17 protein-coding genes are annotated in these 13,623 nt (G+C 63.9%); 13 read left to right on the top strand and 4 right to left on the bottom strand.

The features are described 5' to 3' along the window. Positions 1-46: 46 nt before the first annotated feature. Positions 47-535: a hypothetical protein gene (locus LB532_RS04480; RefSeq protein ID WP_140639254.1), complete on the bottom strand. Its 489-nt coding sequence runs from the start codon at positions 533-535 to the stop codon at positions 47-49. 132 nt (positions 536-667) lie between these two features. Further along, positions 668-1,045, bottom strand: a complete 378-nt coding sequence (locus tag LB532_RS04475; protein ID WP_140639255.1) for a hypothetical protein — start codon at positions 1,043-1,045, stop codon at positions 668-670. 167 nt (positions 1,046-1,212) lie between these two features. Here LB532_RS04475 and ureC point away from each other — a divergent pair, with 167 nt between their 5' ends. From ureC to LB532_RS04430, 9 genes are all read left to right on the top strand, one after another. Continuing rightward, the gene (gene ureC / locus LB532_RS04470; protein ID WP_140639256.1) at positions 1,213-2,925 is read left to right on the top strand and encodes an urease subunit alpha; all 1,713 of its coding nucleotides are present in this window, start codon (positions 1,213-1,215) and stop codon (positions 2,923-2,925) included. 127 nt (positions 2,926-3,052) lie between these two features. Beyond that, positions 3,053-3,541: a DUF29 domain-containing protein gene (locus LB532_RS04465; RefSeq protein WP_140639257.1), complete on the top strand. Its 489-nt coding sequence runs from the start codon at positions 3,053-3,055 to the stop codon at positions 3,539-3,541. A gap of 50 nt (positions 3,542-3,591) precedes the next feature. After that, entirely contained in the window at positions 3,592-4,185 is a 594-nt protein-coding gene (locus LB532_RS04460) for a hypothetical protein (RefSeq protein ID WP_140639258.1), read from the top strand. 44 nt (positions 4,186-4,229) lie between these two features. Then, positions 4,230-4,835, top strand: coding sequence for a glutathione S-transferase family protein (locus LB532_RS04455; RefSeq protein WP_140639259.1), 606 nt, complete (start codon positions 4,230-4,232; stop codon positions 4,833-4,835). Next, positions 4,832-5,413, top strand: a complete 582-nt coding sequence (locus tag LB532_RS04450) for an urease accessory protein UreE (protein WP_140639260.1) — start codon at positions 4,832-4,834, stop codon at positions 5,411-5,413. Before LB532_RS04455 ends, LB532_RS04450 begins: the two co-directional genes overlap by 4 nt. After that, positions 5,406-6,077: an urease accessory protein UreF gene (locus LB532_RS04445; protein ID WP_140639261.1), complete on the top strand. Its 672-nt coding sequence runs from the start codon at positions 5,406-5,408 to the stop codon at positions 6,075-6,077. The genes LB532_RS04450 and LB532_RS04445 overlap by 8 nt, the downstream gene beginning before the upstream one ends. Continuing rightward, positions 6,074-6,514: a DUF3995 domain-containing protein gene (locus tag LB532_RS04440; RefSeq protein ID WP_140639262.1), complete on the top strand. Its 441-nt coding sequence runs from the start codon at positions 6,074-6,076 to the stop codon at positions 6,512-6,514. The genes LB532_RS04445 and LB532_RS04440 overlap by 4 nt, the downstream gene beginning before the upstream one ends. Then, complete coding sequence (ureG, locus tag LB532_RS04435) at positions 6,511-7,152, top strand: urease accessory protein UreG (RefSeq protein WP_140639263.1); 642 nt, start codon at positions 6,511-6,513, stop codon at positions 7,150-7,152. The genes LB532_RS04440 and ureG overlap by 4 nt, the downstream gene beginning before the upstream one ends. A 77-nt stretch (positions 7,153-7,229) precedes the next feature. Further along, complete coding sequence (locus tag LB532_RS04430) at positions 7,230-7,997, top strand: class II aldolase and adducin N-terminal domain-containing protein (protein WP_140639264.1); 768 nt, start codon at positions 7,230-7,232, stop codon at positions 7,995-7,997. A gap of 3 nt (positions 7,998-8,000) precedes the next feature. On the opposite strand, the gene LB532_RS04425 is transcribed toward LB532_RS04430, so the two are convergent. Next, on the bottom strand, positions 8,001-8,633 hold the full coding sequence (locus tag LB532_RS04425; RefSeq protein ID WP_140639265.1) for an HAD family hydrolase: 633 nt from the start codon (positions 8,631-8,633) through the stop codon (positions 8,001-8,003). 256 nt (positions 8,634-8,889) lie between these two features. Here LB532_RS04425 and LB532_RS04420 point away from each other — a divergent pair, with 256 nt between their 5' ends. Next, positions 8,890-9,849: a sugar-binding transcriptional regulator gene (locus LB532_RS04420; protein ID WP_140639266.1), complete on the top strand. Its 960-nt coding sequence runs from the start codon at positions 8,890-8,892 to the stop codon at positions 9,847-9,849. A gap of 52 nt (positions 9,850-9,901) precedes the next feature. Here LB532_RS04420 and LB532_RS04415 read toward each other — a convergent pair whose 3' ends face one another. Continuing rightward, on the bottom strand, positions 9,902-10,087 hold the full coding sequence (locus LB532_RS04415; RefSeq protein WP_140639567.1) for a hypothetical protein: 186 nt from the start codon (positions 10,085-10,087) through the stop codon (positions 9,902-9,904). Positions 10,088-10,197: 110 nt separating this feature from the next. Here LB532_RS04415 and gcvA point away from each other — a divergent pair, with 110 nt between their 5' ends. From gcvA to LB532_RS04400, 3 genes are all read left to right on the top strand, one after another. After that, the gene (gene gcvA, locus LB532_RS04410; protein ID WP_140639267.1) at positions 10,198-11,103 is read left to right on the top strand and encodes a transcriptional regulator GcvA; all 906 of its coding nucleotides are present in this window, start codon (positions 10,198-10,200) and stop codon (positions 11,101-11,103) included. A gap of 211 nt (positions 11,104-11,314) precedes the next feature. Beyond that, on the top strand, positions 11,315-12,625 hold the full coding sequence (locus LB532_RS04405) for an ABC transporter substrate-binding protein (RefSeq protein WP_140491344.1): 1,311 nt from the start codon (positions 11,315-11,317) through the stop codon (positions 12,623-12,625). 124 nt (positions 12,626-12,749) lie between these two features. After that, positions 12,750-13,622 (top strand): carbohydrate ABC transporter permease, encoded by an 873-nt coding sequence (locus LB532_RS04400; protein WP_140491346.1) that lies wholly within the window; start codon positions 12,750-12,752, stop codon positions 13,620-13,622. Position 13,623: the final 1 nt, after the last annotated feature.

Genomic DNA, 13,623 nt, shown 5'->3' with positions numbered 1-13,623 from the left:
CGCAAAGGGCTTTCGGGCGAGCATGAAAGCGAGCTGTCCCCTCGGCTCAATCGGACGGCTTGGCCGCCGCATAGATAACGATCTTTCCGGGGTCGTCGAATTCCACGGCGAGAACGTCCTGCGCAAGCACGCGTCGCGAGTCGATGGCGTTGAACAGCAGCGCGTTGGCCTCGATCTCCTTGCGCAGCTCCGCAATGTCGTCCTGATGCTGCTTGACCTTGGTCTCGATTGCCGGCGGCGGACCGCCTTCGGTGCGCGCGGCATCGGTCAGGAAGACGATATCGACCTTGTCGAGCTTGGATGTCTTGCGCACCGTGCCGATGTTTTCCCGCGTCCGGTCGATCGCCCTGGCGACTTTACCCGCTTCGGCATCGCTCCTGGTTTCTTCCTGCTTGACGTCCGAGCCGATGATCCGGTTGACGGTCTCGGGGCTTTCGAGCCCTTGTGCGTGAAGGGAGGCTCCGGGGCTGCCTGCCACCAGCAATGCCATGGAGGCGAAGGCATGGAGCCGTCTCTTGCCGGGGTTGATCGCCATCGCTCGCTCCTGGACGGGTTCATTTCGCGGCGCCGTTCAGCGCCGGTGAAACGAAACGGCTCCTGCCCGGCCAAAGTTCCCTTCCAGATAGCGCGGGCGGACCGGACGACGGCCCGCCGCGCAGGCGCGCCGTCAGCTCGCCTTCTTGGTGATCAGGGTCAGGGCGCCGTTGGGCTCCATACTGGCCGCGACCACTTGCGCCGAGGTCATACCCTTGGCCTGAAGGGCGGATTTGACCTTTGGCGTGGCATCGATCGAGCTGCGCAGCTTCTGCAGGCCAGCATCGCCGCGCTGGGCGATCACCTGGTTGACCTGCGTCTGGGTGTCCTTCGGCAGTTCGGTGATGTCGACGATGTTGACGCTCTGGATCGTCGGCGCGGCCTGCTGCCCGCCGGGGGCGGGCGCGGCCGGCGCTGCTGGAGCGGGCTGTTGCGCGGGCTGCTGCTGGGCACTGGCGGCACCCGCCAGCATCAGGGTGGCGGCAGCGGCGAGAACTATCGTTTTGCGCATGGATTTTCCTTCCATCGATTTGGCAAACGGTCGTTTTGGGGTGACCTGCCAACCTCATCCGCCAAATGGGATCAGAAGGTGTCGGCCAGCGGGTCATTGCGTGACCATTGGATGGCGGCAATGTGCAGCCCGGTTTCACCAGCACCGCAATTCGGGAGCAATCACTGATGGCCAGAATAACCCGCGCCGCCTATGCGCAGATGTACGGCCCGACAGTCGGCGACAGGGTGCGGCTTGCCGACACCGAACTCTTCGTCGAGGTCGAGAGGGATTTCACCATTCATGGCGAGGAGGTGAAATTCGGCGGCGGCAAGGTCATCCGCGACGGCATGGGCCAGAGCCAGGTCTCCCGCGCTGGAGGTGCGGTCGACACCGTCATCACCAATGCGCTGGTGATCGACGCCAACGCCGGCATCTTCAAGGCCGATATCGGCCTCAGGGGCGGCCGCATCGCTGCAATCGGCAAGGCCGGCAACCCGGACACGCAGGATGGCGTCACCATCATCATCGGTCCCGGCACCGAGATCATCGCCGGCGAAGGCAAGATCCTTACCGCGGGCGGCTTCGACGCGCATATCCATTTCATCTGCCCGCAGCAGATCGAGGAAGCGCTGATGTCGGGCATCACCACGATGCTCGGCGGCGGCACCGGCCCGGCACATGGCACGCTCGCCACCACCTGCACGCCCGGGCCATGGCACATGGCGCGCATGATCCAGTCCTTCGACGCGTTCCCGATGAATATCGGCCTGTCGGGCAAGGGCAACGCCTCCCTGCCCGCGGCGCTCGAGGAGATGGTGCTGGGCGGCGCCTGCTCGCTGAAGCTGCACGAGGACTGGGGCACCACGCCGGCCGCGATCGACTGCTGCCTGTCGGTCGCCGACGACCATGACGTCCAGGTGATGATCCACACCGATACGCTCAATGAATCCGGCTTCGTCGAGAACACGGTGGCGGCGATCAAGGGCCGCACCATCCACGCCTTCCACACCGAAGGGGCCGGCGGCGGCCATGCGCCCGATATCATCAAGGTCTGCGGCCTGCCCAACGTCATCCCGTCCTCGACCAACCCGACGCGGCCCTACACGGTCAACACGCTGGCCGAGCATCTCGACATGCTGATGGTCTGCCATCATCTGTCGCCGTCGATCCCGGAAGACATCGCCTTCGCCGAAAGCCGCATCCGCAAGGAGACCATCGCGGCGGAAGACATTTTGCACGACATCGGCGCCTTCTCGATCATCTCCTCGGACTCACAAGCGATGGGCCGCGTCGGCGAGGTGGCGATCCGGACCTGGCAGACCGCCGACAAGATGAAGCGCCAGCGCGGTTCGCTGCCGCAGGAAACCGGCGACAACGACAATTTCCGCGTCCGCCGCTACATCGCGAAATACACGATCAACCCGGCCATCGCGCACGGACTGTCGAAGGAGATCGGTTCGGTCGCCGTCGGCAAACGCGCCGACCTGGTGCTGTGGAACCCGGCCTTCTTCGGCGTCAAGCCTGATATGGTGCTGATCGGGGGCATGATCGCGGCGGCGCCGATGGGCGACCCCAACGCCTCGATCCCGACGCCGCAGCCGATGCACTACCGGCCGATGTTCGGCGCCTATGGCAAGGCGCGGACCAACTCGTCGGTAACCTTCGTCTCGAAGGCGGCACTGGAGTCCGGTCTGCACGGCCGGCTCGGCGTCGACAAGCAGTTCGTCGCCGTCGAAAACACGCGCGGCGGCATCGGCAAGCACTCCATGGTGCTCAACGACGCCACGCCGCATGTCGAGGTCGACCCCGAGACCTACGAGGTGCGTGCCGATGGCGAATTGCTGACCTGCAAGCCGGCGACGGTGCTGCCGATGGCGCAGCGGTATTTTCTGTTTTGACAAGATCGCCGCGAGCCATTGCCCTCGTTAAATGCGGCGGTGAGTGGGTTGTGCCGGGCTGCCCGAATGGGCCCACTCGTTCTCCGCGGACTTGGAAATTGTGCACTTTGGGAGCAATATCTCCTCAATGAACAAGATATTTCGCAAACAGCAATTGACGCCCTACGAGGCCGACTATGCTCAGTGGTGCGCCGAGCAGGGCGCGTTGCTGCGCGAAGGTCGTCTTTCCGACCTCGATCGAGAGAATGTTGCCGAGGAGATCGAGAGCTTGGGGCGGAGCGACAAAAGGGAAATTGCGAGCAGGCTTGGCACTTTGGTCCTTCACTTGCTGAAATGGGAGTTTCAGCCCGAGCAGCGCAAAACGGGCTGGTTGCTGACAATTCGGGAGCAACGGCTTCGGATTGGGGGCCTGCTTGATGAAAGTCCGAGCCTCAAAAAATATCCTGCGCAGGTGCTCGATCGAGAGTTCAAGATAGCAAGATTAAAGGCATTGGACGAAACAGGCCTGAGAGACCGGGATTTCCCTGTCCATTGCCCCTATGGGATCAAGGAAATCTTGGACGATGACTATTTCCCAGGATCACCGTGGTCTTCAGACAACCTTATGCGCGAATAGACTGATAGTGGTGTGTTGACGGACGTTCCATCACCTGGCGAGCATTCCGCATGGCCACCGAAATAGCTTCGCCCCACGACATCTTCCCGCATATCCGCATTGTCATGGGCATGGTGATCGGGCTCGGCGTCGCGCGCCTGCTGTCGGGGGTGGCGCGCATCGTCCAGCATCCCGGTCAATACCGGCTCTATGCGGTGCATCTGGCCTGGGTCGCTTCGGTGCTGTTGATGCTGGTGCATTTCTGGTGGTGGGAGTTCGGCCTCTACGCCATCGAAACATGGACGTTCGGCAAGTACCTGTTCATCATCTTCTACGCCATCACCCTGTTCCTGCTCTGCGCGCTGCTGTTTCCGGATTCGATGCTCGACTACACCAGCTATGAGGATTTCTTCTATTCGCGCCGCGCCTGGTTCTTCGGCCTGCTGGCCGCGACCTACCTGCTCGACGTGATCGACACGCTGCTGAAGGGGCCGGAGCATTTCGCCCGCTTCGGCAGCGAGTATCTGTTCCGCACGCCAGTCTTCGTCGCGTTGTGCATCGTCGCGATCCTGGTGCGCGACCGCCGGTTCCACATCGCCTTCGTCGCGGCGGCGCTGATCTATCAGATATCGTTCATCCTGCGGCTCTTCGACACGATCGTATGACGGCCGCGGATGCTCTAGGCTGACCGGGAAAGGCAGGGTCAACCATGTACAAGGCCGTCGGATCGCGTGGATCCCGGGTCAGCCGTGTTCTGTGGATGCTCGAAGAACTCGGGCAGGCCTATGAATTCGTCGAAATTCCCCTGCGCTCGCCCGAAGCCTATGCGCTCAATCCCTCGGGCAAGGTGCCGATCCTGATCGACGGCGAGCTGACGCTGACGGATTCGGCGGCGATCTGCGTCTATCTGGCCGATAAGCACGCGGATAAGGGCATGGGCGCCAGTCCCGGCCTCGCCGGCCGCGCCGAAATGGATTCCTGGATGCATTTCGCCCAGTCCGAGCTGGAAGCGCCATTGTGGAACAAATTGCGCCACCGTTTCCTGGTGCCCAGGGAGGTCCGGGTCGATGTCGGCCCCGCGGCCGCTTACGATTTCGCCTCCGAGGTCAAGGCGCTGGACCGCCGGCTGGGCGACAAGCCGTTCGCGCTCGGCGACCGGTTCTCGGCTGTCGACGTGCTGCTCGGCGACATGGGCGGCTGGGCCAGAGCCGGCCGCTTTCCAATAGAATCCGAACGCGTCAACGCCTATTTCGACCGCGTGCTTTCACGCCCTGCCCGTGCCCGGGCGCAAGCCAATGGCGGAGCCATGAAATGAAGCTCAACCTGAACACCGACTTCACCAAGTTCCCGCGCTCCACCTCGGTGCTGACCTCCGGCAATGCCGGCGCCACGGCGCCATCCGGTCGTGCCGTTCTTGCCCATGACGAGCGGCATCTGCGCCGCCGGGCGATCGAATTGTCCGACGGCAGCAAGGTGCTGGTCGACCTGCCGGAGCCCGTCGCGCTCAATGACGGCGACCGGCTGGTGCTGGAAGACGGCCGCCACGTCGAGATCATCGCGGCGCCGGAGGAGGTCTATGATATCCGCGCCCGCGACGCCGTGCATCTGGCCGAGCTTGCCTGGCATATCGGCAACCGCCATCTCGCGGCGGCGATAGAGGCGGAGCGCATCCTCATCCTGCGCGATCATGTCATCAAGGCGATGCTGGAGGGGCTCGGGGCCACGGTGAGCGAGATTTCCGAACCGTTCAAACCGGTGCGCGGCGCCTATTCCGGCGGGCATGACCACGGCCATGCGCACGGCCGCAGCCACGCCGAAGCGCATTCGCACAGCCATTCGCATTCGCACGACCACCACGATCATCACGATCATCACGATGATCATCATGACTGACCAGCCATCCGGCATCGCCCTGCTGCGGCTGATGGCGTGGCTGTCGCCGGCCTTCCCGGTCGGCGGCTTTTCCTACAGCCATGGGCTTGAGCGCGCCGTGCACGATGGGCTGGTGACCGATGCGGCGAGCCTCGCCGCATGGCTTGAAACGCTGGTCGAGATGGGCTCCGCCTGGAACGACGCCGTACTGTTCGCGGAGAGCTGGCGCAACGCCCGCGACAGCGGCGATCTGGCCGAAGTCGCCGCACTGGCCGAGGCGTTGGCCGGGTCGCGCGAACGCCATGCCGAGACAATTTTGCAAGGTGCGGCTTTCCTCAAAGCGGCCGCCGCCTGGCCCACTCCCGCGCTGGAGCGCGTGCCGGCGGAGTGTGCCTATTGCGTCGCCGTCGGCGCTGTTGCCGGCGGCAATGGTATCGCGCTTCAGGACGCGCTGTGCGCCTTCCTGCATGCCTTCTTCTCCAACCTCGTCCAGGCCGCGATCCGGCTGGGTGTCGTCGGACAAAGCGGCGCGACCAGTTTGCTCGCCGGATTCGAGCCGCTGGCCCTGGCGACCGCCGCCCGCGCATCCCGCTCGACGCTGGACGATCTCGGCGGCTGTGCCTTCGTCTCCGATGTCATGGCGATGACGCACGAAACCCAGTATTCGCGATTGTTCCGCTCATGATCGTCCTTGCCTTCGTCCTCTCATTCGTCCTGCTGGTGATCACCGCGTTGCACGTCTATTGGGGCATTGGCGGGATATGGCCGGGCAAGGATGCGGCGTCCTGCGCGCATGCAGTCGTCGGCTTTCGCGGCGTCGACGAGATGCCGGCGCCGTTCGCCTGCCTTGCCGTCGCCGCCTGCCTGGCGCTGGCGACGCTCTGGCCGATGGCTCTGGAGGGCGTGTTTGCCTCGCCCTTTCCCAGAGAAGGCCTCGCCGCCACCGCGCTGCTGATCGGGCTGGTGTTTCTCGGACGCGGCATTGCCGGCTTCACGCCCTGGTGGCGCCGGCTGGCACCGGAACAGCCTTTCGCCCGGCTCGACATCAGCCTTTATTCGCCGCTGTGCCTGCTGATCGGGCTCGGCTTCGCAGTCCTCGCCATCACGGAGTTCCCGACATGACACAGGCCAACGGTCCCCTTCGCATCGGCATTGGCGGCCCCGTCGGTTCGGGCAAGACCACGCTAACCGAAAAGCTCTGCAAGGCGCTGCGCGAGGAATTCTCCATCGCCGTCGTCACCAACGACATCTATACAAGGGAAGACGCCATGATGCTGGCGCGGCTGCAGGCGCTGCCGGAGGAGCGCATCGTGGGTGTCGAGACGGGCGGCTGCCCGCACACCGCCATCCGCGAGGACGCCTCGATCAATCTGCAGGCGATCGCGGAGCTCAACCGCAAATTCCCCGATCTCGACATCATCTTCATCGAATCCGGCGGCGACAATCTTGCCGCCACCTTTTCGCCGGATCTCGCCGACCTCACGCTCTATGTCATCTCCGTCTGCCAGGGCGAGGAGATCCCGCGGAAAGGCGGTCCGGCGATCACCCGTTCCGATTTCCTGATCATCAACAAGAGCGACCTGGCGCCCTATGTGAACGTCAATCTCGACGTGATGGAGAGCGACGCCGCCCGCATGCGCGGCAAGCGGCCGTTCGGCTTCACCGACCTGTCGCGCGGCAAGGGGTTGCGGGAGGTGATCGATTTCATCGTCGAGCATGGCGGCTTGAGGCTCGGGACCGCCGCAAGCACAGCGGCGTGAGCCGGCTGCACCAACCGAAACCGGTTGCGGGCACAAGCAGGGCACGGCATTGTTCCTAAAACCCGGAGGATTTTTCGATGAGCATCGCCCGCCTGCAAAAGGAACACCTGACCAACCTGCCCTTCTACGAAGAGCGCGTCGATCTTGCCTGCGCTTTCCGCTGGACGGCGCGGCTCAACATGCATGAGGCGGTGGCCAACCATTTTTCGCTGGCGGTCAACGAGGACGGCACAAAATTCCTGATGAACCCCAATCAGGTGCATTTCTCGCGTATCAAGGCGAGCGACCTTTTGATGATCGACGCCAACGATCCCGAGACGCTGTCCGGCCCGAATGCGCCCGACCCGACCGCGTGGGGCCTGCACGGCGCCATCCACCGCAACGTCCGCCACGCGCGCTGCGTCATGCATGTGCATTCCATCCACGCCACCGTGCTGGCCTCGCTTGCCGATTCGAGGCTGCCGCCGGTCGACCAGAATTCGGCGATGTTCTTCAACCGCCACGTGGTCGACGCCCACTATGGCGGGCTGGCCTTCGAGGAAGAGGGCGAGCGCTGCTCGCAGCTTCTGACCGACCCCAAGGTCAAGGTAATGGTGATGGGCAATCACGGCGTGCTGGTCATCGGCGACACGGTGGCCGATGCCTTCAATCGCATGTTCTATTTCGAACGCGCCGCCGAGACCTACATCAAGGCGCTGTGGACAGGGCGGCCGCTGCGCACGCTGTCCGACGCCATCGCCGAGAAGACGGCGAGCGAGATGGACGACTATCCCGGCCAGGCCGAGCGGCATCTGAGCGAGTTGAAGGCGATCCTCGACGAGCAGGAGCCGGTCTATCGGAATTGAGTTTTAGAGCCCCAGTTCCGCCCGCAATTCCCCGGCGCTGTTGATGACCCGCGCTCCGGGCGGTCCTTCCATCGGTTTTTCCGGCCAGAAGATCGTCTTCATGCCAGCCGCCAGCCCTGCCATGGCGCCCGGCCAGCTGTCGTCGATCGCCACCGCGTTCGCGGGATCGACATCGGCCAGATAGGCGGCGCGCAGGAACGGCTCGGCGTTCGGCTTGCCTTCGCGCACGTCGTTGCGGCTGATCGTCTTCATGCCGGGATAGGTCAGGCCGACCATGCCCAGATTGGCGTCGACGATCATGCGGTCGGAATTCGAGACCACGGCCTGCTGCACGCCAAGCGTGCGCAATTCGTTGAAGATCTCTATCGCACCGGGGCGTGGCTTCAATGTTGTGACAAGCGGCAGATAATGCTCGTACTTGTGAACGATCCACTCGTCGAAGGGCAGGTCAAGGCCGAACTCGTCGCGCATCATCAGGTAGACCGGCCAGGCAGCGACCCCGAGAACGCGCTCATGCAGGTCGGCCGGGGGCGTGAGGCCGACATTGCGCATCGCCGCCACCAGGGCTGCCTCGTGCAGCGGTTCGCTGTCGACCAGCGTGCCGTCCATGTCCCAGAAAACCGCTTTCGGTGTCATGCAACGCTCCTTTTGGCGTTCCCTTAAAGGGTTTACCCCGCGAGATAAACCATCCGGACGGCAGAACGTGCCACCTGTCGGAACGGAAATCCTCCTTTTGCCTGCCGTGGAATCCCAAGGCCGACGATGATCCGGCCGATCCCCCCGCCCGCAAGCGCAAGCAATTGCCCTGGCGATTGACAATTGCGCAGCGCGCGGTTCCCTGCGAAAGTAGGCGCGGACCGCTTCCATGACCAGCGGTTTCGGGAGGCAGGACGTGAACAACCGGCAGGAGGGCGGCAGCAACAGGTTGGACGATGCCGCCCGCGCGGGCTGGCTTTATTACGTTGCCGGCAACACGCAGGACCAGATCGCCGCCACGCTCGGCATCTCGCGGCAGACTGCGCAGCGGCTGGTGTCGCTGGCAGTGTCGGAAGGCCTGATCAAGGTGCGCGTCGACCATCCGATCGCCAACTGCCTCGACCTCGCCGCCCGCCTGAAGTCGCGCTTCGCGCTCGATCTGGTGGAGGTGGTGCCGAGCGACCCGACCTCCTCGTCGACGACGATCGGCATCGCCGAAGCCGCCGCTGCGGAAATCGAGAGGCGGCTGAGATCGCCGGCCCCGATCGTGCTGGCGATCGGCACCGGCCGTACGCTGAAGGCTGCGATCGAGCAATTGCCGCCGATGGAGTGCCCACAGCACAAGGTGGTGTCGCTGACCGGCAATATCTCGCCCGACGGTTCGGCCGCTTTCTACAACGTCATCTTCACCATGGCCGACAGGGTCAAGGCACGGTCCTTCCCGATGCCGTTGCCGGTCATCGCGTCCTCGCCGCAGGAACGCGAGATGCTGCTCAGCCAGCCGATGATCCAGCCGACGCTGGCGCTGGCCGCGGAGGCCGACGTCACCTTCGTCGGCATCGGCGACCTCGGCCCGAAGGCGCCGCTCTATGAGGACGGCTTCATTTCCGACACCGAGCTGAAGGCATTGCAGAAAGCGGGCGGCGTCGCCGAAATCGTCGGCTGGGTGTTCGATCGCGACGGCCGCATGGTCGAGGGCATCACCAACGACCGGGTGTCGTCGGCGGCCCTGCCGTCACGGGAGAAGTCGCTGGTCATCGCGCTCGCCATGGGTGAACGCAAGCTGCCGGGCATCCTGGCGGCCGTGAACCGCCGGCTGGTCAACGGCCTCATCACCGACGAACGAACCGCCGCCGCCCTGCTGGCCGGCATCTGACCGGCTTGCGGCATGTGGCCGTGCCGACCGCGTTGCGATAAAGCCAACAAGGCTATCCGTGCCGGCCCAACGGATCGTTGCCGTCGAGGAAACCGAGGTCGCGCTGCAGATGCGGCGACAGATCCCTAATGTCGAGATGCGCGCGTTTTCTGGTCGCGAACCAGCCGAATCCGTCCGCAAGCCATGAAATCCAGCGGTGATCCGGAGCGGGAGTGCATTTCTGCTGCGTCATGGTCATGATCGTCAACCTTCGCTATCCTGAACCCGCATGACGGGTTGAGGATGAATGTCGGTCTTGCCGGCCACCTTTGCCAATCGAACGTCGATAACGACCCATAAGGAGGCTTTATGCCGGATCTCGGCTCGCGACAGGTTGCGCAGCTCCCGCCGCTGCAGGCGATCCGGGTGTTCGAAGCGGTGGCGCGGCATCTTTCCTTCACAAAGGCGGCCGAGGAACTGGCGATGACGCAAGCAGCGGTCAGCTATCAGATCAAGGTGCTGGAGGAGCGGGTCGGCGCGCCGCTTTTCCTGCGCCGGCCGCGACAGATCGAACTCACCGAAGCTGGGCAGCGCCTGGCGCCGGCCGTCAGCGAGGCCTTTGCCATTCTCGGCCAGGCCTATGCGGCGGCGCGCGGCGGGGCCGACGGTCTGCTGTGCGTCACCACGGTGCTGACCTTTGCCTCCAACTGGCTGGCACATCATCTGGGTTCGTTCCAGATCGCGCATCCCTCGCTTGCCGTGCGGCTCGATACGTCGAGCCGCCTGACGGATTTCGCCCGCGAGGATGTCGACCTTGCAATCCGTTCGGGCGGCGGCAAATGGCCGGGGCTGGAAGCCTACAAGCTGCTCGACGCCGATTTCACGCCGATGCTCAGCCCCAAGCTCGCCGCGAGCATCGGCGGCGTCAAGGAACCGGCCGACTTGTTGCGGCTGCCGATCCTCGATCCCGGAGACATCTGGTGGACGCAATGGTTCGAGGCCGCAGGCGTGCAAAGTCACGACCTTGCCAAGCGCCCCGGCAGCAGCATGGGCGCGCAGGCTTATGAGGCCAATGCGGCAATCGCAGGTCATGGCGTGGCGATCCTGACCAGGGCCCTGTTCAAGGCGGAACTCGCCGACGGCCGGCTGATCCAGCCCTTCGACCTGGTCGGCGACGATGGCCACGCCTATTGGTTGGTCTATCCGGAGGCGCGCCGCAACGTGCCGAAGATCCGCGCTTTCCGCGACTGGATCCTGGCCGAGATCGCCTGCTGACCGGCTAACTCCAGGATCAAAACCGCGCTCTATCCAGATCGCCGGTGTCGCCCGGTCCGCGCCTGAGGGGCGGCCCTTTGCACGTGCCATGTCGGCGCTCCTCCATCGAGTGTGCACTGCACCATCGAATCTGGCTTGACATAATTCATTCTTAATGAGTAATTGCTCACAGCCAAGGCAAATGCTCATCTTGGTCCATGGGAGGAATTTGATGAAACTTCGTACGCTCATCCTGGGCTTGTGCTCGGCCAGCGCGCTCGCGTTCGCGGCACATGCCGAATCCATCACCATCGCCACCGTCAACAATGGCGATATGGTCCGCATGCAGAAGCTGACCGACGACTTCACCAAGGCGAACCCCGACATCCAGCTCAACTGGGTGACGCTGGAAGAGAACGTGCTGCGCGAGCGCGTCACCACCGACATCGCCACCAAGGGCGGCCAGTATGACGTGATGACCATCGGCACCTACGAGGTCCCGATCTGGGCCAAGCAGAGCTGGTTGTTGCCGCTCGACAAGCTCGGCGACGACTACGACGCCAAGGATATCATTCCGGCGATCGCCGGCGGCCTCTCGGTCGACGGCAAGCTCTATGCCGCGCCTTTCTACGGCGAAAGCTCCTTCGTCATGTACCGCAAGGACCTGATGGAGAAGGCGGGGCTGAAGATGCCCGACGCGCCGACCTGGGACTTCATCAAGCAGGCCGCCGACAAGATGACCGACCGCGCCAACGGCGTGAACGGCGTGTGCCTGCGCGGCAAAGCCGGCTGGGGCGAGAACATGGCCTTCCTGACCGCCATGTCGAACTCCTTCGGCGCGCGCTGGTTCGACGAGAACTGGAAGCCGCAGTTCGACCAGCCCGAATGGAAAAACACGCTGCAATTCTATGTCGACCTGATGAAGGCCGACGGGCCGGAGGGCGCGTCCTCCAACGGCTTCAACGAGAATTTGGCGCTGTTCCAGCAGGGCAAGTGCGGCATGTGGATCGACGCTACCGTCGCCGCCTCCTTCGTCTCCGATCCCAAGGCCTCGCAGGTCGCCGACAAGGTCGGTTACGCGCTGGCGCCTGACAATGGGCTGGGCAAGCGCGGCAACTGGCTGTGGGCGTGGTCGCTGGCCATTCCTGCCGGCACGCAGAAGGCCGATGCCGCCGAGAAGTTCGTGTCATGGGCAACCAGCAAGCACTACGCCGAGCTGGTCGCCTCGAAGGAAGGCTGGGCCAACGTTCCGCCGGGAACGCGCTCCTCGCTCTACGCCAATCCAGAGTACCAGAAGGCGGCTCCGTTCGCCAAGATGACGCTGGACTCCATCAATGCCGCAGACCCGACGCACCCGACCGTCAAGCCGGTGCCCTATGTCGGCGTGCAGTTCGTCGCCATCCCCGAATTCCAGGGCCTCGGCACCACCGTCGGCCAGCTGTTCTCGGCAGCCCTTGCCGGCCAGTCGAGCGTCGACGACGCGCTGAAGCAGGCCCAGGACGCCGCAACCGCGGCGATGACCGAGGGCGGCTACATCCAGTAAGGCTCCTCCCGGTGCCTAAGGCCGGTCGCCGACCATGGCCGGCAACGGCCGCCCGAAACCCAGTTCGGGCGGCCAGTTCCGACAGCTCGAGAAAATTCCGTCCGATCCTTGAAGGGTGACCGTCATGGCTACTCAGCAGACCCGTTCGCTTGCCCGTTTCATGATGGCGCCATCCGTCGTCCTGCTGCTCGTCTGGATGGTCGTTCCGCTGGCGCTCACGCTCTGGTTCTCCTTCCAGCAGTACAATCCGCTCAATCCGATCCGCGACGGCTTCGTCGGCTTCTCCAATTACGCGCTGTTCTATTCCAACCCGGCCTTCCTGCAATCGATCCTCAACACGCTGCTGATCGTCGTCAGCGTGCTTGTGATCACCGTGGTCGGCGGCATCCTGCTGGCGCTTTTGATCGACCAGCCGATGTGGGGCCAGGGCATCGTGCGCATCCTCGTCATCTCGCCGTTCTTCGTCATGCCGCCGGTGGCGGCACTGGTCTGGAAGAACATGATCATGCATCCGCAATACGGCGTCTTCGCCGACATAGCGCGGTTCTTCGGCCTCCAGCCCATAGACTGGTTCGGACAATATCCGCTGACCGCCATCATCATCATCGTCGCCTGGCAGTGGCTGCCTTTCGCGACGCTCATTCTTTTGACTTCGCTTCAGTCGCTGGACGGCGAGCAGAAGGAAGCCGCCGAGATGGACGGCGCCGGCTTCATCAGCCGCTTCATCTACCTGACGCTGCCGCACATGTCGCGGGCGATTACCGTCGTCATCCTGATCCAGACGATCTTCCTGCTTTCGGTCTATGCCGAGATCCTCGTCACCACCAATGGCGGTCCGGGATACGCCTCCACCAACCTGCCCTTCCTGGTCTACCAGAAGGCGCTGCTCGAATTCAAAATCGGCCAGGCCTCGGCCGGCGGCATCATCGCCGTCATTCTCGCCAACATCGTCGCCTTCTTCGCCATGCGCGCCGTCGGCAAGAACCTTGACAGATAAG

Origin of the sequence: Mesorhizobium sp. ESP-6-2 (assembly GCF_020164675.1) — a bacterium.
In the GTDB taxonomy this organism is placed as follows: domain Bacteria; phylum Pseudomonadota; class Alphaproteobacteria; order Rhizobiales; family Rhizobiaceae; genus Mesorhizobium.
This window is presented reverse-complemented; position numbering and strand designations above follow the sequence as displayed.